The sequence below is a fragment of the Arthrobacter sp. PvP103 genome (assembly GCF_017833075.1).
Taxonomy (GTDB): Bacteria; Actinomycetota; Actinomycetes; order Actinomycetales; family Micrococcaceae; genus Arthrobacter.
The window spans coordinates 2098704-2119946 of sequence record NZ_JAFIBQ010000001.1 but is presented as its reverse complement, the minus strand read 5'-3'; the positions used below and the strand labels follow the sequence as shown (position 1 = coordinate 2119946).

The window sequence follows — 21243 nt, the reverse complement described above, 5'->3', positions numbered from 1 at the left end:
GGCAGGTGGCAAAAGTGTTTGCATCCGCTTGATAAACTGTGTGCACCGAACCTGACGAATGACCGCCTGCTCCAACTTTTGACAATCGAATTCCTGACGTTGCGGAGATACCAGTGATCACAGTCCTTGCCGTGCATTTCGCGGTGGCTGCCGTGGCGCCGTTCCTCTTCCGAAAGTTCCGCAGGAACACGTTCTACGGGCTGGCTGCGGTCCCCGCCGGTTCCTTCGTCTGGCTGCTCCTGCAACGCGACGCCGTGTACCAGGGAGAGTACGAGCAGGCCTCCGCGGCACCACCCTTCACGGGCAGCGACGTCACTGAACTCCTTCCCTGGATCCCGGAACTCAAGATCGAGCTGGCGTTCCGGATGGACCCGCTGGCCTGGATCATGTCACTGCTGGTACTCGGCGTGGGTGCCCTGGTGCTGGTCTACTGTGCGCGCTACTTCAAGAACAAGGACAGCAACCTGGGCGGGTTCGGTGCCCAGCTCCTGGCCTTCGCGGGGGCGATGTTCGGCCTGGTCACCGCCGATGACCTGCTCCTGATGTTCATCTTCTGGGAACTCACCACCGTCCTGTCCTACCTGCTGATCGGCTACGCCCGCACCCGGCTCTCCGCCAGGCGCTCGGCCCTGCAGGCCCTGATGGTTACCACGGCGGGCGGCCTGGCCATGCTGGTGGGCCTCATCATTCTGGGGTCCAGCGCCGGAACCTACCGGATCTCGGCAATCCTGGAACAGGCTCCCGGGCTGACCACCGGCCCGGCAGCGGGGGCCGTGGGCGCCGCCGTCGTCCTGATCCTCATCGGTGCCGTGACGAAGTCCGCGCTGATACCGTTCCATTTCTGGCTCCCCGGAGCGATGGCGGCGCCCACACCGGTGAGCGCGTACCTCCATGCCGCCGCGATGGTGAAGGCCGGCGTCTACCTCGTGGCGCGGCTGGCGCCGGGCTTCGCGGAGACGGCGTACTGGCTGCCCATGGTGCTGGGACTGGGCCTGGCCACCATGCTGGTGGGCGGCTACCGCGCGCTGCGGCAGACCGACATCAAGCTGATCCTGGCGTACGGCACGGTGAGCCAGCTGGGCTTCCTCACTATGGTGGTGGGCCTCGGCAAACCCGATGCGGCGCTGGCCGGGTTGGCCCTGCTCCTGGCCCACGGACTCTTCAAGGCCACCCTGTTCCTGGTGGTGGGCATCATCGACCACCAGTCCGGAACCCGCGATCTCCGCAAGCTCTCCGGCGTCTACAAGTCCTCCCGCGCCCTGGCCGTGGTGGCGGCCATCGGTGCCGCGTCGATGGCCGGCATCCCGCCGCTGGCAGGCTTCGTGGCCAAGGAATCGGTGTTCGAGGCCTTCGTGCACTACGGCACCTCCGGTGATGCGGCCGGCTCCTGGGGCCTGGTGGTGCTCGCCGGGCTGGTCCTGGGGTCCATCCTTACCTTCGCCTACAGCGCGCGTTTTATGTGGGGTGCCTTCGCGTCGAAGCCCGGCATCGAATCCACACCGTTCAAGGCCATCAAGCCGTCCTTCCTTGCAGCCCCCGCACTGCTGAGCCTGCTGACCATCGTCTACGGCCTGTGGCCGGCGCCGGTGGACGCCTGGATCCAGCCGTACGCCGCAGAATTCGTGCACGACGGCGGCGATCCGGCCACCGCCGCCGGCCACCTCGCGCTGTGGCACGGACTCACGCCCGCGCTGGGCCTGACGGCCATCACCTTCGTGCTCGGCCTGGCGATGTTCTATGGCCGCAACATGGTCGCCAGGGGCCAGAGCCTGGTGCCGGCGTGGGTGGACGGCGACCGCGCCTACCAAATCACCATCGGCGCGCTGGATGACGTTGCCGTGTGGGTCACGGGACGCACGCAGCGTGGTTCGCTGTTCTTCTACCTCGCAGTGATCCTCACGGTGGCGTTCGCCCTTCCGCTCACCGCCCTGCTCATCGCCGGGAAGCCACTGCCGGACGGGCTGTACTTCATCGATCCCAATTCGCCGCTGCAGCTGGTGGCCGGAGTCGGCATCGTGATCGGGGCGCTGGCAGCCGTGCGTGCGAACAAGCGGTTCCTCGCCGTGCTGATGGTCTCCGTGACCGGCTACGGCATCGCCCTGATGTTCGCCCTGCAGGGCGCACCGGACCTGGCCCTGACCCAGATGCTGGTGGAAACCATCATCCTGGTGGCGTTCGTCCTGGCCATGCGCAGCCTGCCGGCCGAACTCCGGGACCGCACCGGCGGCAAGTACCGGGTGATCCGCGTGATCATCGGGGCGGCGTTCGGCGTCACCATGATCTTCGTGGCCATCTACGCGATGGGCGCGCGGGTCGCGACGCCCGTCGCGTTGGAGTTCCCGCGGCTTGCCTACGAAGGCGGCGGGGGACTGAACATCGTCAACGTCACCCTCGTGGACATCCGGGCGTGGGACACCTTCGGCGAGATCTCCGTTCTGGCACTGGCCGCCACCGGTGTCGCCAGCCTCATCTTCGTGAAGGGGCGCGGCGACGGCATCCGGGCCTCGTCCTCCGTGGCCGAAGGGACCGTGGGCCGGCGCTCCGGTGCCGGACAGAGCTCCCGTGACAGCGCCGCGTTGGCCCTGAGCCGCAAATTTGCTGCCTCCAACAGGGACGCCTGGCTCGTGGCAGGGCGCACCATGGCTCCCGAGCGCCGCTCCATCATCTTCGAAGTGGTCACCAGGCTGGTGTTCCACTCGATGATCGTCTTCTCCATCTACCTCCTGCTCGCCGGTCACAACCTTCCGGGCGGCGGATTCGCCGGCGGTCTGACGGCCGGGCTTGCCCTGACCATCCGCTACCTCGCCGGCGGCCGCTTCGAACTGCGGGAGGCCACCCCGGTGGGTGCGGGAACGCTCCTGGGAATCGGGTTGGCCACGGCAGCGGCCTCCGGAGTGGTGCCGCTCCTGCTGGGCGGGCAGGTGTTCCAGAGCGCCATCATCGAACTGTGGCTGCCGGTGTTCGGCGACATCAAGTTTGTCACCTCCACCATTTTCGACATCGGCGTCTACATCGTGGTGGTAGGTCTGGTGCTGGACGTGCTGCGCAGCCTGGGCGCGGAAATCGATGAGCACTTTGAAGAGAACCCCGAGGGCGAGACCGAAGGGCAGGAACCGGACGGAATTCCCGCCGAAACCACGGGGAGGGGGAAAGCATGAGCGTCAACCTGACATTGCTGACCGTCATGGGCGCGCTCTATGCCTGCGGAATCTACCTGATCATGGAACGCAGCCTCACCAGGGTGCTGCTGGGCCTGATGCTGCTGGCCAACGCCACCAACCTGCTGATCCTGGCCACCGGCGGCTACGCCGGCCTGGCACCCATGTTCAGCAAGGACACGGACCCCCGCGACTACAACGACCCCCTCCCGCAGGCACTGATCCTGACATCGATCGTGATCTCCTTCGCGGTGACCGCGTTCATGCTTGGCATCATCTACCGGACCTGGGTGCTGGCCCGCCGCGATGAGATCCAGGACGACGTCGAGGACATCCGTGTTGCCGAGACCCCCAGCTTCGACGCGGAGGATGATTCCGAGATTCCGGTAGAAACCTCGGAGTTCCCGCTGACCATGATCGGTTCGGACGGCAAGGGCATCACCGGTTCGGACCTGTCCGCCGACAGCGGTTCCGGCCGCGGCGCTTCAAGCGACGGCACTTCAGGCGACGGCCCGCAGGGCGGCGTGGCCACGGTCAAGGCCGGCGACCGCAAGATCAAAGCCAAGGACGCCGCTGCGGAAGAGCAGCCCGGCTCCCAAAACGTGACCCCCGGCCCGGAAGGAGGCGTGAAGTGAACATCGCAAGCTTTGCCCCGCTCGCCGTCGTACTTCCCATCCTCGGTGCCGCCCTGACGTTCGTGCTGATCCGGCACTCCAAGGCCCAGCGGGCCGTCAGCATTACGCTGCTCTCGCTGACGCTCCTGCTGGAATGCGTGCTGCTGGCGTCCGTCTGGGACGGCGGAACCGCGGCCGTCAACATCGGCGGCTGGCTGCCCCCGTGGGGCATCGTGATGGTGGTGGACCAGTTCTCGTCCCTGATGCTGGTGGTCTCCTCCACGGTCAGCCTCGCGGTGCTCGTGTACGCCACCGGCCAGGGCATGGCCGACGGCGACCAGGACGCGCCGCTGTCGATCTTCCACCCCACCTACCTGATCCTGGTGGCCGGCGTGTCCAACGCGTTCCTGTCGGGCGACCTCTTCAACCTCTACGTGGGGTTCGAGATCCTTCTGACGGCGAGCTATGTGCTGATGACCCTCGGCGGAACCGGCCCCCGCATCCGTGCCGGCGTGACTTACGTGGTGGTCTCCGTGGTGTCCTCCGTCCTGTTCCTGATCGCCATCGCCATGATCTACGGCGCCACCGGAACCATCAACATGGCGGACCTTGCCGTCAAGCTCGCGGACCTGGACTCCGGAACGCGGATGCTGCTGCACGTGATGCTGCTGGTGGCCTTCGGCATCAAGGCGGCTGTCTTCCCGTTGTCCTTCTGGCTTCCTGACTCGTACCCCACGGCACCAGCCCCCGTCACGGCGGTGTTCGCCGGCTTGCTGACCAAGGTGGGGGTCTATGCCATGGTGCGCACCGAGACGCTCCTCTTTCCGGGGGACTCGCTGAACACTCCGCTGATGGTGGTGGCATTACTGACCATGGTGGTGGGAATCCTGGGTGCGCTGGCCCAGAGCGACATCAAGCGCCTTCTTTCGTTCACCCTCGTCAGCCACATCGGCTACATGGTGTTCGGGCTGGCGATGTCCTCGGTGGCCGGACTTGGCGCGGCGGTGTTCTACGTGGCCCACCACATCACCATCCAGACCAGCCTCTTCCTGGTCACGGGCCTGATCGAACGCCGCGGCGGAAGCTCGTCGATCGACCGCGTCGCCGGCCTGGCCAAACTGTCCCCGATCCTGGCCCTGCTGTTCTTCATCCCCGCCATGAACCTGGCCGGCATCCCGCCGTTCTCGGGTTTCCTGGGCAAGCTCGGGCTGCTGCAGGCCGGTGTGCAGCTTGGCACCCCGCTGGCCTACGCCCTGGTGATCGGCGGTGTCGTGACCAGCCTGCTGACGCTCCTGGCCGTCGCCCGTGTGTGGAACCGCGCGTTCTGGCGCAAACCCGAGGACGCCGAGAACCCGGACCCCGTGCTGCTCGCGGCCCCTGAGGATTCCGAGACGGGCGACCGCGCAGGCAAGCGCAACGTCACGCTGCTGCCGCGGACCATGGTGGGATCAACCCTGGGCCTCGTGGCCTTCGGTGTGGCCCTCACCGTCTTTGCCGGGCCGCTCTTCCGGGTGGCGGACCAGTCGGCCGTGGAAATGCTGGACCGGTCCGCCTACATCCAGGCCGTGCTGGGCGAAAACGCCCCCGTGCCCCCGATCGCGCAGCCTGAACCCGTCCAGCAGGAGGGGAACAAATGAACCGCCGACGGATCTCAATCCGGCAGGAACTGCCCCTCCTGGTCTGGCTGGTGTTCGTCTGGGCAGCGCTCTGGCAGGACTTCAGCCCCGGTAACCTGCTGTTCGGTGCGCTGATCGCGGTAGTGGTGGCACGGCTTTTCTACCTGCCCCCGGTGGAGCTGGGCGGCCGCTTCAGCATCGTGCGGGCAGTTCCGTTCGCACTGGTGTTCCTGGCCAAGGTTGTGGCCGCCAGCTTCCAGGTGCTGTACCTGGCGTTGGCCCGCGGGCCCAAGGTGACCAACGCGGTCGTCGCGGTCAAGCTGCGCAGCCACTCGGACCTGATGGTGACGGCCACCGGCCACGTCATTTCGCTGATCCCGGGTTCGCTGGTGGTTGAGGTGGACCGCTCCACGTCCACGCTCTACATCCACGGACTCAACGTGCGGAGCGGAGAGGACATTGTGAACCTGCGCAAAGAGGTCCGGGACGCCGAGGCGGCACTGATCAGGATCATGGGCACCCGCGAGGAACTGGCCGCACTGAAACAGGAGGTAGCGGCATGATGGGCGTTGTCCTGGCCGTGACGGCCGTGATCCTATCCCTGGCGGCAGCCGGGGCGATTGTCCGGATCGCCATCGGCCCGTCCCTGCTGGACCGGGTGCTGGCCTCTGACGTGCTGCTGGCCATCATCGGTGCCACGCTCTGCATAGACATGGCCGTCAACCGGCACCTGAACAACCTGATGCTGCTCGTGGCGCTGTCCATCATCGGGTTCATCGGATCCGTGACCGTGGCGCGCTTCGTGGCCGACCGGCGGGAGCAGCCCCATGAATCCTGAACCATCTGCCGTGGACACAATCATTGATGCAGTGTCGGCCGTCTTTATGGTGGTGGGCGCCCTGATGTCCCTCGGTGCGGCGGTCGGCCTGTTGCGCTTCCCCGACCTGATGAGCAGGATGCACGCCGCCACCAAGCCCCAGGTGCTGGGGCTGTTCCTGCTGCTGGCCTCGGTGGGCCTGCAGCTGCGGACCTGGTGGGTGTGGCCCGTGCTCTTCGTGGCGTGGATCTTCCAGGTGCTCACCGTTCCGGTGTCTGCCCACATGGTGGGCAGGGCAGGCTACCGCACCAAGCACCTGCACAAGGAACTGCTCACCACGGATGAACTGGAGGCCGTGGTGCTGAAGGCAGCCGACAAAAAGGCCGCCGCCAAGCGCGCCGCCGACGAGGATGACGGCGGCGCAGCCTAGCGGCGGCCCTCAAATGCCTAGACGATGTCCTGGCTCTTGGCGAAGCGGGTGATGGCACGCTGCGTGCCCCGGTTGGCCAGGACCTGGATGATGGCGCTGACAGCCGCCGAGATCAGCGCAAAGGTCAGGGCGCTGCGCAGGGTGGTGGGGACGTCGTCCTTGTCGCCCTTCGGGGGCTTGCGGCCGGTGATCTTTTCCCAGACGACGTCAACGGCCTTGGTGCCGGCGAATCCGGCAAGCAGGCTCACTCCGGTTCCAAGCAGCTTGATGAAAAAACTCACTCCAGTACCCCTTACAGGTGGGAAACGACGGAAACAGGGCTTCCCCTAGCCTAGCCGCATCAACCCGGCCGCATCACCGCCCATTGTGACACCCTCCCCGGGATTTCGCGGGCCCGCGGGTGTAAACTGATCCACGCCCACAAGGGCGAATTGATACGACAGGGGAGCGTCGCCGTCGGGCATCACTGGAACATTCCAGGGAACCGGAGGCGGGCGCTGAGAGTGCGGACAGCCGCAGACCCTCGAACCTGATCCGGTTAGTACCGGCGCAAGGGAGTCGAGTTCTCAGAGTGTCCGGCAGCTGGCGGCGGAAGCCGCGGACTGCCCGGGTAGCACTCTCCCCTCCTGTACCTCAGGAGGAAGAAAATGACTGGAATGACGGCCAAGCAGACGCTTGGCAACAGCAAGTACAACTGGCGTGTGGTGGACATTGTGGTTGCCGCGTTGATCGCAGTAGCCGGCGGCGTCATTTTCTGGGCCTGGTCCCAGGGGGCCGCTGCCGTTTCGCCGCCCATGAACGCCGTCTACCCGCCGCTGACCGGCCTCATCGCAGGCGGCTGGATGATTCCCGCCGTCCTGGGCATGCTGATCATCCGCAAGCCCGGAGCCGCCCTGTTCTGCGAAACAGTGGCCGCCACCGGTGAGCTGATCATGGGCTCGCAGTACGGCGCGTCCGTGCTGTTCTCCGGCTTCGTGCAGGGGCTCGGTGCGGAGATCATCTTCGCGGTGTTCGTTTACAAGAAGTTCAACCTCCCCGTTTCGCTACTGGCCGGTGCCGCTGCGGGCCTCTTCTGCGGCCTGAACGACTCGTTCGCCCCGTGGGGGTGGAATATCGCCTACGCCGCCGGCGACAAGCTGGCTTACATCATCTTCACGGCCATCTCCGGTGCGATCATCGCCGGCGGCCTGTCCTGGATCGCCACCCGCGGCCTGGCCCGGACCGGCGTGCTGAGCTCCTTCGCCTCCCGCAAGGCAGCGGCGGAGCCCGTCTTCTCCTGATGAACGCACACTGCTCATGACGTCTTCCGACACCGTCCGCCCGGCAGCGGTCACGGCACGCGGCTGGGGCTGGCGGCATGCCGGCCGGTCCCGGCCCGCCGTCCACGGCCTGGACCTGGACATTCGGCCGGGCGAACGCGTGCTGCTGCTGGGTCCATCCGGCGCGGGCAAATCCACGCTGCTGCATGCCCTCGCCGGGGTGCTCGGTGACAGCGACTCCGGAGCCCACCACGACGGAACGCCGGATGCCGACGACTCCGACGAGACCGGCACCCTGCTGATCGACGGCGCCCCGCCGCGTGCCCGGCGCGGGCGAGCCGGCCTGATGCAGCAGGACCCCGAGACGCAGGTGGTCCTTTCCCGCGTGGGGGACGACGTCGCCTTCGGCGCCGAGAACCTCGCCGTCCCGCGCCCGGACATCTGGACGCGTGTCGGAGAGGCGCTCGACGACGTCGGGCTGGCCCACTTGCCGCTGGACCACCCGACGTCGGCCCTGTCCGGCGGGCAGAAGCAGCGCCTCGCGTTGGCCGGCATCCTCGCCATGCGCCCGGGGCTGCTGCTCCTCGACGAGCCCACCGCCAACCTGGACCCCGCGGGCGTCCTGGAAGTCCGTGACGCCGTGGGCCGTTGCCTGGACAAGACCGGGGCAACGCTGGTGGTGGTGGAACACCGCGTGGGCGTATGGAAAGACCTTGTGGACCGGATCGTGGTGCTGCAGCCGGGATCCGCCACGGACACCGCGGTGCTCCTGGACGGCCCGCCGGACCAGGTCCTGGCAGAGGCCCGGGACATGCTCGTTGCCGCCGGCGTCTGGGTGCCCGGGTATGTGCCCGCCACCCGGGCGCGGACCGGTGCCACCGAAGCACCCGGCACCGGAGCGCAGGGCGGCCCGGGAGAGCCGGGCGCCGGGAACCTCCTGCTGGCCTCCGAGAACCTTGCCGTGTCCCGCGAACGTCCCCGCCGGCGGCGGTTCAAGGCTGTCCAGCCGGTACCGGTGCAGTCCGGCATCACGGCGCAGGTCCGTGCCGGCCAGGCACTGACCATCACGGGGCCGAACGGTTCCGGAAAGTCCACGTTTGCCCTGACCCTCGCCGGCCTGCTCCAGCCGGTGGCGGGCACGGTTTCCGCCACGGTTGACCTCAGCGAAGGTGCCGGCATTGACCCGTACAAGTGGAAGGCGGAACAGCTGATCTCCCGGATCGGAACCGTGTTCCAGGAGCCGGAACACCAGTTCGTCACCGGCCGGGTGCTGGATGAGCTGATGTTCGGCCCGCGGCACCTGGGCCACGGAGAGGACCGAGTGGACGAACTCCTGGAGCGCCTCCGGCTGACCAAGCTGGTGGACGCCAACCCCTACACACTCTCCGGCGGAGAGAAGCGCCGGCTGTCCGTCGCCACCGTGTTGGCCGCCCATCCCCGCGTGCTGATCCTCGACGAGCCCACCTTCGGGCAGGATGCCAATACCTGGGCGGAACTGGCGTCCTTCCTCTCCGAACTCCTCGACGCCGGCACCGCCGTGGTGTCGGTGACCCACGACCAGGAGTTCAGCGACGTCCTCGGCGGCACCGAGCTGAACCTTGGCACGCCTGAGCCCGGCCGTCCCGGCCTGCGCAACCCGGAGGTGGCTGCACCGTGAGGGAAGCGCTGACCCTGCAGGCGAACCACGCCCTGCTCACCCGGGCCAATCCGCTGGCCAAGTTCGCCGTCGTGATGCTGATGACCGTAGTGCTGGCGCTGTCCATCGACTGGGTGTCCGCCTCCGTTGCGCTGGCCTTCGAGCTGCTGCTCTTTCCGCTGGCCGGACTGACCGTCGCGCTGCTCTGGCAGCGTGGCTGGCCACTGATCGTGGCGGCTGCACTGGGCGGCTGGAGCACTTCGATCCTGGCGCCGGACGCCGGAAGGATACTGCTCGACGTCGGGATCTGGTCCATCAGTGAAGGCTCGCTGGAGCTGGGGCTGGGATTCCTGCTGCGGGGGGTGGCAATCGCCCTTCCCGCGGTGCTGTTGATGAGCTGCACGGACCCGACCGACCTGGCAGACGCCCTCGCCCAGAAGGCGAAGCTGCCGCACCGTTTCGTGCTGGGTACGCTGGCCGCCATGCGGCTCGTGGGGCTGATGGCCGAGGAATGGCAGACGATCGGCATGGCCCGTCGCGCCCGCGGTGTGGGCTCGCACGGCAGCCCGGCACAGCGCCTCCGGGCGACGCTGGGGCAGAGCTTCGGACTCCTGGTCCAGGCCGTGCGCCGGGCGTCGCGGCTTGCCGTCACTATGGAGGCGCGGGGGTTCGGCGGCGCGCAGCGGACCTGGGCGCGTGAGTCCACGTACAGCCCGCTGGACGTCTGGGTGGTTCTCGGCGGCGTGCTGATTGCGGCGGCGGCCGTGTCCGCGGCAGTCGGGGCAGGGACCTGGAATATGGTGTTTCTGGAGCAGCAATAGCGGCCGGCTGACACCCTGCATATCGCACGACATGGATATTGTGTGAGTTCAAGTGCACTTTTCCGCGTTTCGCGTTCCCGAATAGCTCATGCGTGATATTTTTCTTGTATGACTCAAGAGACTGCTGAACATGTAGGCCTGCTGCTCCGCGATGCCCGCGGGGAGAAGGGCTGGACCCAGGGACAGCTGGCCGCCGAGCTAGGCACCAGCCAGAGCGCCATCGCCCGGATGGAACAGGGCAAGCAGAACCTCAGTCTCAAAATGATCCAGCGGCTCGAGGCCATTGTGGGCCGCAGCATCGTCAAAGTGGGCCGGCCGCAGATGACACACCTCCGGGTGGAGGGCGGCCGCACTCTGTCCGGTTCGGTGGACGTCAACAGCAGCAAGAACGCAGGAGTTGCCCTTCTCTGCGCCAGCCTCATCAACCGCGGCACCACCACGCTGCGCCGGCTGGCCCGGATCGAGGAAGTGAACCGGATCGTGGAGGTGCTCACCAGCATCGGCGTCGAATGCACCTGGCTCAATGCCAACGATCTGCAGATCCGCCGCCCCGCCGTGCTGGACCTGGATTCCATGGACGTGGAGGCTGCCCGCCGCACCCGCAGCGTGATCATGCTGCTGGGGCCGCTCCTGGACGAGTCCGCGGAGTACCGTCTCCCGTACGCGGGCGGCTGCGACCTCGGCACCCGCACCGTGGAGCCGCACATGCAGGCCCTGCGCCAGTTCGGCCTGTCCGTGGAAGCCACCTCCGGCTTCTATTCGGTGCAGGCACCGCCGGCCGACGGCGACAACCGCACCTTTGTGCTGAGCGAACGCGGTGACACGGTCACCGAGAATGCCATCATGGCGGCCGCCCACCGCCGCGGCACCACCGTGATCCGCAACGCCAGCCCGAACTACATGGTCCAGGATCTCTGCTTCTACCTGCAGGGCCTCGGCGTGAAGATCGACGGCGTGGGGACCACCACCCTGAAGATCACCGGGCTGCCGTCCATCGACGTCGACATTGAATACTTCCCGTCCGAGGACCCGATCGAAGCGATGAGCCTCATCACCGCCGGCATCGTGACCAATTCCGAGGTCACCATTCGCCGGGTCCCCATTGAGTTCATGGAAATAGAACTCGCCACCCTGGAGCAGATGGGCCAGGAACTGGAGATCTCCGGCGAGTACTTTGCCCGTAACGGCCGCACCCGGCTGGTGGATGTCACCACCAAACCCTCCGCATTGCATGCCCCGACGGACAAGATCCACCCCATGCCGTTCCCCGGCCTGAACATCGACAACCTGCCGTTCTTCGCCGTCATTGCCGCCAACGCCGAAGGCCAGACCATGATCCACGACTGGGTCTACGAGAACCGTGCCATCTACCTCACCGAGCTGAACAAGCTGGGGGCCCGCGTCCAGCTGCTGGATCCGCACCGGATCTACGTCAACGGACCCACCAGGTGGCGTGCCGCCGAGGTGGGCTGCCCGCCCGCCCTCCGCCCGGCCGCATGCATCCTGCTGGCCATGCTGGCCGCCCGCGGGGTTTCGGAGCTGCGCAACATCTACGTGATCGAGCGCGGGTACGAGGACCTGGCCGAGCGGCTCAACACCATCGGCGCGAAGATCGAATACTTCCAGGACTGACCCGTCCGGCGCCGAAAGAAGGCGCCGTTGCGGCGCCTGTCGTACAGGGCGGTCACGGGGGCACAATGTATGCATGCGAACTTTCGGGGTTGAGGAAGAGCTGCTGATTGTGGACCCCGTGACCGGGGAGCCGCTGGCACTGGCGGACGCCCTGCTGACAGGGCGGAAGCTTGCTGCGGACGATGCTCCGGACAAGCCCCGGATCCTGGACCCCCACGATCCAACCCGTGACGACGGCGACACCGGGCTCACTGCCGAACTGAAACTTGAACAGATCGAGACGCAGACCCGTCCGTGCCTGAACTATGAGGAGCTGCTCCTCCAGATCCGCCAGGGCCGGGCCCTGGCAGATACCGCCGCGAAGAAACACAATGCGCGGGTGGCCGCGCTGGCAACATCGCCGATTGCCTCCACGACGCACACCACACCGAACCCCCGCTATGCCACCATGCAGGAACGCTTTGGCCTCACCGTCCATGAGCAGCTGACCTGCGGTTTCCATGTCCACACTTTCGTCGAATCCCCGGAAGAAGGCGTGGCTGTCATCGACCGGCTCAGGGACAAGCTGGCGGTGCTCACGGCGCTCAGCGCAAATTCGCCGTACTGGAACGGCGTGGAGACCGGCTTCGAGAGTTACCGCACGCAGGCCTGGAACCGCTGGCCGACGTCGGGCCCGTCCCAGATCTTCGGGACGCACTCCATGTACCGCCGCGTGGTCACCCGGCTGCTGGACAGCGGCGTGCTGCTGGACGAGGGCATGATCTATTTTGATGCGAGGCTCTCCCGGAACCACCCCACCGTGGAAGTCCGGGTGGCGGACGTTTGCCTGCAGGCCGAGGACGCCGCCCTGATCGCCGTGCTGGTGCGGGCGCTGGTGGAATCGGCCAGCAGGGAATGGCGGGCCGGTGTAGACCCCGCGCCCGTGCCGACGGTGCTCCTGCGGATGGCCGCGTGGCAGGCAAGCAACTGCGGACTCCGGGGAGACCTTCTGGATTTCGGCACGTTCCGCCCCGCTCCCGCCGAGGAAGTCGTGGAGGCGCTGGTGGACTACGTCGCGCCCGTCCTGGCGGAACAGGACGAGCTGGAACTGGCCTGGGAAGGCGTGCGGAGGATCCTGGACCGGGGGACCGGTTCGGAACAGCAGCGGCTTGCCATGCAGGAAGGCCTTGCCGGTAACCCGGAGGCCGCCGCCGGGCTGGCCGCCGTGGTTGCCCACGCGGTGGACGTGAGCATGCGCCGGACCGAAGCCGTCACCGCGCGCGAGAAGGCGCCGGTGCTGCTGCGCGTTCGCCAGTCCTGAACAGGTTCCTACTACCCCGGAGCGCGCCATGGAAACCGAATACGCAACAGTCGCCGGCCACGATGTCACCACCATCACCTGCGTCTGCGGAAACACCGTCAGCGACGAAGGGCTGATCCAGGCCAACTCCGAAGGCATGCCCGTCCACCTTGGCGAGGGCACTCCTGTCCCGGCCGGACTGGCCGAGTGGCCCGGGGATGAGGACCTCTACACGCTGTGCCCGGCATGCGGCCGCGTCTACCATGACACCGTCATCGAAGAGACCGGCACCGCGCCAGTCGCCTTCACTGTGGACGTTGCGGCCGCCCCGATAGCCGAAGCGATCCGCCTGCACTGGGAGCTGGACACCTGACGTTCGGCGCGGAAGGCCTTCGTAGCTTGGCGCTGATCAGGGGCGGGATGGTCAGATCTGTTTGAGCGCCTGCTCCAGGTCGCGGATGAGGTCGTCAACATCCTCGAGTCCGACCGACAGGCGGACCACGCCGTCGCTCAACCCGATGGCGGCCCGGCCATCCGGCCCCATGGCACGGTGCGTGGTGGTGGCCGGGTGGGTGATGAGCGTCTTGGCATCGCCGAGGTTGTTGGAGATGTCGATGATCCGCAGCGCGTCCAGCAGGGCAAAGGCTGCTTCCTTCGCCGTGCGGCCCGCCGACGGCAGAAGCTCCAGCGTGAGCACGGTACCGCCGGCCTTCATCTGCTTGGCCGCCAGCTCATACTGCGGGTGGGACTTCAGCAGCGGGTACTTGACCCAGCTGACCGCCGGCTGGCCTTCCAGCCACTCGGCCAGGCGAAGCGCGGAGGCCGAGGAATGGTTGACGCGCAGCGCCATGGTTTCCAGGCCCTTCGTCAGCACCCAGGCGTTGAAGGCGGAAAGCGCCGGCCCGGTGTGGCGCATCAGCTGCTTGACCGGGCCTTCGATGAACTCCTTGGTGCCCAGGATGGCGCCGCCAAGGACCCGCCCCTGGCCGTCAATGTGCTTGGTGCCGGAGTACACCACCACATCCGCGCCGAGCTCCCCGCAGCGCTGCAGCAGGGGGGTGGCAAAGACATTGTCGACGACGACGGTCGCCCCGGCAGCGTGGGCCAGTTCGCTGACCGCGGCGATGTCCACGATCTCCTGCATCGGGTTCGACGGCGACTCGAAGAAGACCGCCGTCGTCGGTTCCGCCAAAGCGGTCCGCCACTGTTCCAGGTCCGGGCCGTCCACGAACACCGTTTCGACGCCCCACCGGGGCAGGATCTCGTTCAAAATGACAAAGCAGGAGCCGAACAGCGACCGGGCGGCAACCACCCGGTCACCGGCAGCCAGCAGGGCACCCAGTGCCGTAAAGACGGCGGACATGCCGGACGCCGTCGCAAAGCACGCTTCGGTGCCCTCGAGCAGCCGGAGGCGTTCCTGGAAGGTGGCCACGGAGGGGTTGCCGTACCGGGAGTACACAAACCGTTCGTCCTCGCCGGTGAATGCCCGCTCGGCAGCTGCCGCGGATTCGTAGACGAACCCCGAGTTGAGGAAGATCGGCTCGGCGGTCTCCTGGAAATTGGTGCGGTCGAGTCCGCCGCGGACAGCCTGGGTGTCAGGGCTCCAGCCAGCGGCGTCGGGATTGAAGGTCACTTAGTTCTTTCCGAGATTGGTGGGCAGGCCGCGGTTCTTCCAGCCGTTGACGGTGCGTTCGCCGTAACGGTCCGGTTCGCCTTCGAAGCCTTCGAGGACGTTGTAGGCGGTGAACCCGGCCCGGGTGGCGGCAATGGCCGCGGCAACGGACCGGACACCGGAACGGCAGAGGAACACCAGTTCGACGCCGGAGTCCTCGGGGGCCTGCTGCTTCAGCTGGTCGACAAAATCCGGGTTGGGGATGCCGCCGGGGAAGGTCCACTGGATAAAGAGGGGATCGTTATCCGTGGCTTTGGTGTCCGGGATGCCGATGTGCGCCCACTCGCCCTCAGTGCGGACATCCACCAGGACGGCGCCCTGCTCCAGTTTGGCCCAGGCGTCCTGCGGGCTCAGGTCTCCGGCGTAGCTCATGCGTGGCCCTCGAAGCCTTCGCCCGGGAAATCGGCGTCGAACTCAAGTTCGTCCACTGCAGTTGCCACCGCCGCGTCGGAGCTGGCGACTGCCTCGGGCAGGATCACGGCCTGGGCAACGATCACGCTGGTGCCGTTGAAGGTTGCCGCCGGGCCTCCGTGCAGGACATAGCCGTCGGCCAGTGCTGCGGAAATGCGCTCGCAGAACGAGCGGTCGTCGGGGCCGGTGATGAGCCGGTAGGCCAGCCTTTCCTGCGGCAGTGCCAGGGCCGGTTGTTCCTGGCCGGCGGCGGCTGGTTCGGCTGCCGGGGCCAGCTGTGCGGGTGCGTCGGACACGACGGATCTCCTTCTCTCACGCTTGCAATTCGAATATCGATATGCCGAGTATTCACCTGAGGCACCCCGCCGTGGAAGGAGGGTTGCCGACCGGCCAGTCAGGGCTTGGCGCCGGTTCTCATTACTCCCCAAAAACGTAACACTTACGACGGCGGCCCGCACCGCCGTCGTCGTCATCTTCCGTAACGGGAACGCCCGCACCGCGGCCCCGCATCCGCCCCGGCGGTACCCCCGGCTGCAGTTACAAAAGACCCTGCCGGGGGGATAATGACGGGAGATGAACCGCTGTAACGCCGGATGAAATCAGGCAGCCGTGAATGAATCGAATCGGAATACAGGCAGTCCCATGCTGCACTTCGGTTGGTTTGTGGGTCACGGGTTCGGCGTCCAGGGGTGGGGTACGCCCGGGTATGGCATCGGGTACGACTGGAAAAAACCCGCCCTGTACCAGCACGCCGTGCGGGAATTCGAGCGGGCAGGGCTGGACCTTTTCATCATCGAGGACTCGCTCACCGTACCGGACACGTACGGCGGAAGCGCCAAGGTGTCGCTGGCGCAGGCGTCCTTTGCGCCGAAGCACGATCCGCTGGCACTGGTGCCCTACCTGCTCTCCGCCACGGAACACCTGGGCATTGTTCCCACGGTGAGTGCGTCCTTCTACCCGCCGTTCACCGCTGCCCGGCTCCTGGCCACGCTGCAGCATTTCTCCAGCGGCCAGCTGGGCTGGAACGTGGTGACCTCCGGCAGCGATCTTGCTGCGCAGAACTACGGGCTGGACCAGCAGATCGAGCATGACCTCCGCTATGAGAAGGCGGAGGAATTCGTGGACGTGGTGCGCAAGCTCTGGCGCAGCTGGGAGCCGGACGCCATCGTCGAGGATTCGGACGCCGGCATCTTTGCCGACCATACGAAGGTCCATCCGATCAACCACGACGGCCAATTCTTCAAGGTCCGGGGCCCGCTCAACACCGCGCCGCTGCCTGAGGAACCGGTGCTGGTGCAGGCTGGGGCGTCCCCGCGGGGCAAGGCTTTCGCGGGCGGCAACGCGGACGTCGCAATTGCCCTCGCCAGGGGCGCAGACGGCATGAGGGCCTACCGTGATTCGATCCGGGCCGAGGCGGCCGCGGCGGGGCGGGACCCCGACGACGTCAAGGTGCTGTTTGTCCTCAAACCCACCGTGGTGGGCTCCCGCGCCGAAGCGGACGAGCTCCGGGAGCAGCGCCGCCAGCTCACGCAGCGCGACATCGACAGCCAGCTGAACTCCATCTCCTACCTCTCCGTGATCGACTTCCAGCAGTTCGACCTCGACGCCCCGCTCCCCGAGCTCACCACGAACAGCAACCAGGGCACCCTGGATCATTTCGCCAAGGCGGGTCCTCCCGGGTCCACGCTGCGCCAGCTCCTGCAGGCCCGCAGCGGCGGCGCCGGGGACAGCATCATCGGCACGGCCGAGGAAATTGCCGACTACGTCGAAGAAACCGGCGTGCAGGTGGGCGGGGACGGCTTCCTGTTCTCGGGTTTCGTTGATCCGGCCACCGTTCATGGTGTGCTGGACCGGCTGGCCCCGGTGCTGCGACGCCGCGGGCTGCTCCGGACAAGCTATGGCGACGGCGGCTTCCGCCGGAACCTGCTGGACTTCTAGTGCCATGGGCGGCGGCAGCGGAGACTTCCTGATCGGCACGGCGCACCTGCGCGCCAGGGACGTCGCCGAGGCCGCGGCTGATCCCGCGGTTAAGTTCGTCCTGAGCGTGGACGCCCTGGAGCTGATCGGGCTCTCGCGTGAGGTGGTGCAGCAGGCCATCGACTCCGGCCACCGCGTCTACGGACTCAATACGCTGCTGGGATCCGGGCGGGACACCGCCGTGGAGAAGAAGTCGATCCTCGCCTACCAGGTGCAGGTGGTGCGGTACCACAACAGCGGGGTGGGCGTGTTTCTCGGCGCCGATGAGGTCCGGGCCGTGATCCTGGCGAGGCTTGTGGGCTTCAGCCGCGGCGGCTCCGGCGTCCGGCCGGAAACAGCCCGCTTCTACGTTGAAATGCTCAACCGCGGCGTGGTCCCCGCCATCCCGCGCGAAGGTTCCGTAGGCTCCGCAGACCTGACCCACCTCGCCGCAGTGGCCGCCGTCGCCATCGGGGAGGGCCAGGCGTTGGCAGTGGACGGCCAGCTGCTGCCCGGCGGCCAGGCCCTGGCGGACGCCGGGCTGGCTCCGCTGGAACTCGCGCCCGGCGAAGCCCTGGCCCTGGTTAGCTCCAACTCCTATTCCATCGGCGTGGGCGCGCTGGTGCTGCACCGCATCCTGCGGCTCGCCGACCTGGCGGACACCGCGCTCGCGTTGTCGCTTGAGGCGACGGCAAGGCACGACGGCGGCGGCAACCTCAGCCCGTTTTCGCCGGCTGTGCAGGCGGCCAAGGCAGTGCACGGGCAGTCGGTCACGGCGGCCCATGTGCTACGGCTCCTCGAGGGCGGGTGGCTGGAGGACCCGGAGCGGGAGGTGTCGGTGCAGGACGCGCTTTCCTTCCGCGCGGCACCCCAGACCCACGGCGCCATCCGGTGGCAGGTCACGGCGCTGGAAGACGCTCTGGAAGTGGAACTGAACGGCCGGGGCGACAACCCGCTGACCGACATCGGCTCCGGCCGGATGGTCTCCGGCGGTAACTTCCAGCCCATGCAGCTGGCCCTGGCATTCGAGGCGCTGCGCCTGGGACTGGCCCACCTCGGGATCAGCAGCGAACGCCGGATCGCCAAGCTCTACCCGCCGCAGCGTCGGATCCGCCAGCGGCACCTCGAGGCCGCCACGAACGGAGCACCGCTGGAGCCGGAAGAGCTGCCCGGACTGCTCTGGTATTCGGCCGCAGGCCTGCTGTCCGAGCTCAAGTTCCTCGCGGCGCCGGCAACACTTGGTGCGCCCACGCTGTCCGCCGATGTCGAAGACCACTCCACACTGGCGCCGCTGGCACTCCAGCAGCTGGAGCGTTCCGTCGATGCTGCCGGGAAGCTGCTCGCCATCGAAGCGCTGACAGCGGCGTACCTGCTGGGGGCGGCGGAAGCGCGCGCGGTGCGGCCGCTGGGAAACGGGACGGCCGCCGTCGTCGACCGTCTTTCCGGCGTGCTGGCCCGGCACCTGCCGGCCGCGGCGCTCGTGGACGAGGCGCGCGTTGAACTGGACGCGTTCCTCGGCAACGGCTTCAACAGTGCCCTGAACGGCGGCCGGGATTCCCATGCCGTCGGCGGCACGGAAAGGCAGCGATGAGCACCATGACAGGCAGGCACGCGGTCCGGGAGGCTGATGTTGCGGCGGATGCCGCCGCCGTCCTGGCACAGGTGGGAAACACCCCGCTGGTGCCGCTTGACGTCCTGGGCAAGGGGCTGGGCAGCACGGTTTACGTCAAGCTCGAATCCGACAATCCCGGCGGCTCCATCAAGGACCGGACGGCCCTGAGCATGGTCCGCGCGGCTGAGCGCAGCGGTGAGCTCCGGCCGGGGGCAACCATCGTGGAGAGCACGTCCGGGAACACCGGGATCGGGCTGGCGCTGATTGGTGCCCTCACCGGACACCCCGTGGTGGTGGTCACCGGGGACACCATCTCATCCGAGAAGCTTGCCGCGCTGCACCGTTACGGTGCCAGGGTGGTGGTGACGGACTGGACCGCGCCGTCGGAGTCGCCGGAGAACGCACGGGCGGTCGCGGCCCGGATCACGGCAGAGAACCAGGGCGCCTGGCGGCCTCAGCAGTTCGACAATCCGGCCAATCCGCTGGCCCATTACGAAGGGACAGCGCCGGAAATCTGGCAGCAGACGTCCGGGAGAGTGACGCATTTCGTGGCCGGGATCGGCACTGGCGGCACCATCAGCGGCAATGGCCGGTACCTGAAGGAAAAGACCGGCGGCCATGTGGAGGTGATCGCCGCGGATCCTGTTGGTTCCGTGTACAGCGGGGGCAACCCCGGCGAGATCCTGGTGGACGGCGTGGGCAACTCCTGGCCGGAAGCCGAGTGGCCCAAGATCTTCGACCGCGGCATTGTGGACCGCTTCCTGCGCATTCCCAACAACGAGGTGTACACCACGGAGCACCGGCTGCTGAATGAAGAGGGGCTGTCCCTGGGACCCTCGTCCGGGCTCGCGGTGGCTGCGGCGCTCAGGGTCGCTCGTGCCGCGCCGCGCGGGTCCGTGGTGGTGGCGATAGCTCCCGACGCCGGCAGCAACTACCTGAGCAAGGCCTTCAATCCTGTGTGGCTGGCCGACAAGCACATCCATCTGGCCGCTGAATTCGTGGAGGAGTAACTCGCCTGCTTAGCATTACGACTCGGATACAGCTAGAGACAGACGGACCGGTCGCGTTGTACTCTTTTGAAACGTTCGCGGTTCCCGCATCCTCGAATAAGAATGCGGTGCAATCATGGACGGGTCCCGGGCTCAGCCGGGACCAGCACTTATAAAGGAATAGCCAATGTCAATGGATGAGACTTCTTTTCCAGCATTGACCGATGGAGAATCCACTGCTTTCCGGGGACCGCAGTCGGTGCCGCCTTCGGACGTGAGTGATCCGACGATCCGTGGACAGGCGCGGGACATCATCGAGTCTGTACTGGGTGACGCCACTCCGCAGAGCGAGTGGGCTCGTGAACAGTTGCGAAGCCGGATGGAATCGTACCCGGGTAATCCCGAACGCGCCCTCCTTGAGCACCTCATGGCCACCCGGAGCATCACGGACGAGCAGCCGGAAGAATCCGAGGCCACCCTTCCCAGCCCCGACTTGCCGACTCCCGATGAGGACTACGGCAACACGGTGCTGTTCACCCGCCGGAGCAGGCGCCGCATCGAGGCGATCCTCGGCGACAGGATGCTCCTCACCGCGTTCCAGCCCATCCACGAGCTTCGTAGCCGGAACGTCGTTGGTGTTGAGGCGCTGACGCGTTTCGTCAGTGACGACGGCGCGAGTGCGGACCACTGGTTCAATGAGGCTGCTGCCGTAGGCCTCGGACCCGACCTTGAATTCGCTGCCCTGCAGGCAGCACTCGTTGCCGCCGAACAACTGCCGGCCCACGTCTACGTGGCTCTGAACCTGTCACCGGTCACCTGCCTGGACCCCCGGCTCCGGGCGTTCGTGGAGCAATCCCAACTGGCCGTGGACCGGATCGTCATCGAGTTGACGGAGCGGCTTGCCGAGCATGAATACGATCCCGTCGTGGCAGCGCTGGCACCCCTTCGCTTGCGCGGACTGCGGGTAGCTGTCGACGGCGCCGGAGCGGGTTTCGGCTCGATGAGCCAGGTCACGCACCTCAGCCCGGACATCATCAAGCTCGACCGCAGCCTCATCGCGGGAATCGACCATGCCGCCGGCCAGAAGACCCTGGGCGCGGCCATGGTGGAGTTCGCCCGGCAAATCGGCGCGGACCTGGTGGCCGAAGGAATCGAAACCCAGGCCGAGCTCGCCTCGGTGATGGACCTTGGGATGGCCTACGGGCAGGGATACCTCCTGGGCCGTCCCTCGGTCCAGCCCCTCGACTGGGCCGCCTGGCGAACCTCCTCCGATCACGAAGCCTCCATTTCGGGGTCCGCCGGCCCGGCCAACTAGACGCTCTCTCACTTGTGGCCGTCTGA

At 67.1% G+C, this 21243-nt stretch carries 20 protein-coding genes and 2 riboswitches; of the genes, 16 read left to right on the top strand and 4 right to left on the bottom strand.

Annotated elements, in window-relative coordinates; all coding sequences use genetic code 11:
* Nucleotides 1-113: 113 nt before the first annotated feature.
* Genes JOE41_RS09730 through mnhG form a run of 6 tightly spaced genes read left to right on the top strand, consistent with a single transcriptional unit; the run spans nucleotide 114 to nucleotide 6635 of the window.
* On the top strand, nucleotides 114-3158 hold the full coding sequence (locus JOE41_RS09730; protein WP_209752215.1) for a Na+/H+ antiporter subunit A: 3045 nt from the start codon (nucleotides 114-116) through the stop codon (nucleotides 3156-3158).
* Nucleotides 3155-3793, top strand: a complete 639-nt coding sequence (locus JOE41_RS09725; RefSeq protein ID WP_011693695.1) for a Na(+)/H(+) antiporter subunit C — start codon at nucleotides 3155-3157, stop codon at nucleotides 3791-3793. Before JOE41_RS09730 ends, JOE41_RS09725 begins: the two co-directional genes overlap by 4 nt.
* On the top strand, nucleotides 3790-5409 hold the full coding sequence (locus tag JOE41_RS09720) for a Na+/H+ antiporter subunit D (RefSeq protein WP_011693694.1): 1620 nt from the start codon (nucleotides 3790-3792) through the stop codon (nucleotides 5407-5409). Before JOE41_RS09725 ends, JOE41_RS09720 begins: the two co-directional genes overlap by 4 nt.
* Nucleotides 5406-5951: a Na+/H+ antiporter subunit E gene (locus JOE41_RS09715; protein WP_209752214.1), complete on the top strand. Its 546-nt coding sequence runs from the start codon at nucleotides 5406-5408 to the stop codon at nucleotides 5949-5951. The genes JOE41_RS09720 and JOE41_RS09715 overlap by 4 nt, the downstream gene beginning before the upstream one ends.
* The gene (locus tag JOE41_RS09710; protein WP_011693692.1) at nucleotides 5948-6226 is read left to right on the top strand and encodes a monovalent cation/H+ antiporter complex subunit F; all 279 of its coding nucleotides are present in this window, start codon (nucleotides 5948-5950) and stop codon (nucleotides 6224-6226) included. Before JOE41_RS09715 ends, JOE41_RS09710 begins: the two co-directional genes overlap by 4 nt.
* A complete protein-coding gene (gene mnhG / locus JOE41_RS09705) occupies nucleotides 6216-6635 on the top strand; it encodes a monovalent cation/H(+) antiporter subunit G (protein WP_209752213.1) in 420 nt (139 codons plus the stop codon). The genes JOE41_RS09710 and mnhG overlap by 11 nt, the downstream gene beginning before the upstream one ends.
* 17 nt (nucleotides 6636-6652) lie before the next feature.
* Here mnhG and JOE41_RS09700 read toward each other — a convergent pair whose 3' ends face one another.
* Nucleotides 6653-6916 (bottom strand): DUF4235 domain-containing protein, encoded by a 264-nt coding sequence (locus JOE41_RS09700; RefSeq protein WP_011693690.1) that lies wholly within the window; start codon nucleotides 6914-6916, stop codon nucleotides 6653-6655.
* A 150-nt stretch (nucleotides 6917-7066) separates the two neighbouring features.
* Nucleotides 7067-7209, top strand: a riboswitch (TPP riboswitch).
* Between the two features lie 73 nt (nucleotides 7210-7282).
* Here JOE41_RS09700 and JOE41_RS09695 point away from each other — a divergent pair.
* From JOE41_RS09695 to JOE41_RS09670, 6 genes are all read left to right on the top strand, one after another.
* Nucleotides 7283-7915: an ECF transporter S component gene (locus tag JOE41_RS09695; protein ID WP_011693689.1), complete on the top strand. Its 633-nt coding sequence runs from the start codon at nucleotides 7283-7285 to the stop codon at nucleotides 7913-7915.
* Nucleotides 7916-7931: 16 nt separating this feature from the next.
* Nucleotides 7932-9551: an ABC transporter ATP-binding protein gene (locus JOE41_RS09690; protein WP_209752212.1), complete on the top strand. Its 1620-nt coding sequence runs from the start codon at nucleotides 7932-7934 to the stop codon at nucleotides 9549-9551.
* Nucleotides 9548-10351: an energy-coupling factor transporter transmembrane protein EcfT gene (locus tag JOE41_RS09685; protein WP_209752211.1), complete on the top strand. Its 804-nt coding sequence runs from the start codon at nucleotides 9548-9550 to the stop codon at nucleotides 10349-10351. The genes JOE41_RS09690 and JOE41_RS09685 overlap by 4 nt, the downstream gene beginning before the upstream one ends.
* 108 nt (nucleotides 10352-10459) lie before the next feature.
* The gene (locus JOE41_RS09680) at nucleotides 10460-11983 is read left to right on the top strand and encodes a UDP-N-acetylglucosamine 1-carboxyvinyltransferase (protein ID WP_011693686.1); all 1524 of its coding nucleotides are present in this window, start codon (nucleotides 10460-10462) and stop codon (nucleotides 11981-11983) included.
* Between the two features lie 73 nt (nucleotides 11984-12056).
* Nucleotides 12057-13283 carry a glutamate--cysteine ligase gene (locus JOE41_RS09675; protein WP_209752210.1) on the top strand — a complete coding sequence of 409 codons (1227 nt, stop codon included), beginning with the start codon at nucleotides 12057-12059 and terminating at the stop codon, nucleotides 13281-13283.
* Between the two features lie 28 nt (nucleotides 13284-13311).
* Nucleotides 13312-13635, top strand: a complete 324-nt coding sequence (locus tag JOE41_RS09670; protein ID WP_011693684.1) for a hypothetical protein — start codon at nucleotides 13312-13314, stop codon at nucleotides 13633-13635.
* 51 nt (nucleotides 13636-13686) lie between these two features.
* Here JOE41_RS09670 and JOE41_RS09665 read toward each other — a convergent pair whose 3' ends face one another.
* The 3 genes from JOE41_RS09665 to JOE41_RS09655 are packed head-to-tail and all read right to left on the bottom strand — an operon-like array spanning nucleotide 13687 to nucleotide 15572.
* Nucleotides 13687-14895, bottom strand: coding sequence for an O-succinylhomoserine sulfhydrylase (locus JOE41_RS09665; protein ID WP_209752209.1), 1209 nt, complete (start codon nucleotides 14893-14895; stop codon nucleotides 13687-13689).
* The gene (locus JOE41_RS09660; protein WP_011693682.1) at nucleotides 14896-15306 is read right to left on the bottom strand and encodes a rhodanese-like domain-containing protein; all 411 of its coding nucleotides are present in this window, start codon (nucleotides 15304-15306) and stop codon (nucleotides 14896-14898) included. It lies immediately after the preceding gene.
* Nucleotides 15303-15572, bottom strand: coding sequence for a DUF1737 domain-containing protein (locus JOE41_RS09655; RefSeq protein WP_156810859.1), 270 nt, complete (start codon nucleotides 15570-15572; stop codon nucleotides 15303-15305). The genes JOE41_RS09660 and JOE41_RS09655 overlap by 4 nt, the downstream gene beginning before the upstream one ends.
* Before the next feature lie 82 nt (nucleotides 15573-15654).
* A riboswitch (SAM riboswitch) is annotated at nucleotides 15655-15767 on the bottom strand.
* 220 nt (nucleotides 15768-15987) lie between these two features.
* Here JOE41_RS09655 and JOE41_RS09650 point away from each other — a divergent pair.
* The 4 genes from JOE41_RS09650 to JOE41_RS09635 all read left to right on the top strand — a co-directional run bounded on the left by JOE41_RS09650 (nucleotide 15988) and on the right by JOE41_RS09635 (nucleotide 21217).
* Complete coding sequence (locus JOE41_RS09650; protein ID WP_209752208.1) at nucleotides 15988-17283, top strand: NtaA/DmoA family FMN-dependent monooxygenase; 1296 nt, start codon at nucleotides 15988-15990, stop codon at nucleotides 17281-17283.
* 4 nt (nucleotides 17284-17287) lie between these two features.
* Nucleotides 17288-18892, top strand: coding sequence for an aromatic amino acid ammonia-lyase (locus JOE41_RS09645; RefSeq protein WP_209753601.1), 1605 nt, complete (start codon nucleotides 17288-17290; stop codon nucleotides 18890-18892).
* Nucleotides 18889-19923 (top strand): PLP-dependent cysteine synthase family protein, encoded by a 1035-nt coding sequence (locus JOE41_RS09640; RefSeq protein ID WP_209752207.1) that lies wholly within the window; start codon nucleotides 18889-18891, stop codon nucleotides 19921-19923. The genes JOE41_RS09645 and JOE41_RS09640 overlap by 4 nt, the downstream gene beginning before the upstream one ends.
* Nucleotides 19924-20176: 253 nt before the next feature.
* Nucleotides 20177-21217 (top strand): EAL domain-containing protein, encoded by a 1041-nt coding sequence (locus tag JOE41_RS09635; RefSeq protein ID WP_307800688.1) that lies wholly within the window; start codon nucleotides 20177-20179, stop codon nucleotides 21215-21217.
* Nucleotides 21218-21243 lie beyond the last annotated feature (26 nt).

Coding starts and splice junctions, on each gene's coding strand:
- JOE41_RS09725 (WP_011693695.1), top strand. CDS start 3,155: ATGAGCGTCAACCTGACATTGCTGACCGTCATGGGCGCGCTCTATGCC.
- JOE41_RS09715 (WP_209752214.1), top strand. CDS start 5,406: ATGAACCGCCGACGGATCTCAATCCGGCAGGAACTGCCCCTCCTGGTC.
- JOE41_RS09710 (WP_011693692.1), top strand. CDS start 5,948: ATGATGGGCGTTGTCCTGGCCGTGACGGCCGTGATCCTATCCCTGGCG.
- mnhG (WP_209752213.1), top strand. CDS start 6,216: ATGAATCCTGAACCATCTGCCGTGGACACAATCATTGATGCAGTGTCG.
- JOE41_RS09695 (WP_011693689.1), top strand. CDS start 7,283: ATGACTGGAATGACGGCCAAGCAGACGCTTGGCAACAGCAAGTACAAC.
- JOE41_RS09690 (WP_209752212.1), top strand. CDS start 7,932: ATGACGTCTTCCGACACCGTCCGCCCGGCAGCGGTCACGGCACGCGGC.
- JOE41_RS09680 (WP_011693686.1), top strand. CDS start 10,460: ATGACTCAAGAGACTGCTGAACATGTAGGCCTGCTGCTCCGCGATGCC.
- JOE41_RS09675 (WP_209752210.1), top strand. CDS start 12,057: ATGCGAACTTTCGGGGTTGAGGAAGAGCTGCTGATTGTGGACCCCGTG.
- JOE41_RS09670 (WP_011693684.1), top strand. CDS start 13,312: ATGGAAACCGAATACGCAACAGTCGCCGGCCACGATGTCACCACCATC.
- JOE41_RS09660 (WP_011693682.1), bottom strand. CDS start 15,306: ATGAGCTACGCCGGAGACCTGAGCCCGCAGGACGCCTGGGCCAAACTG.
- JOE41_RS09650 (WP_209752208.1), top strand. CDS start 15,988: ATGCTGCACTTCGGTTGGTTTGTGGGTCACGGGTTCGGCGTCCAGGGG.
- JOE41_RS09645 (WP_209753601.1), top strand. CDS start 17,288: ATGGGCGGCGGCAGCGGAGACTTCCTGATCGGCACGGCGCACCTGCGC.
- JOE41_RS09640 (WP_209752207.1), top strand. CDS start 18,889: ATGAGCACCATGACAGGCAGGCACGCGGTCCGGGAGGCTGATGTTGCG.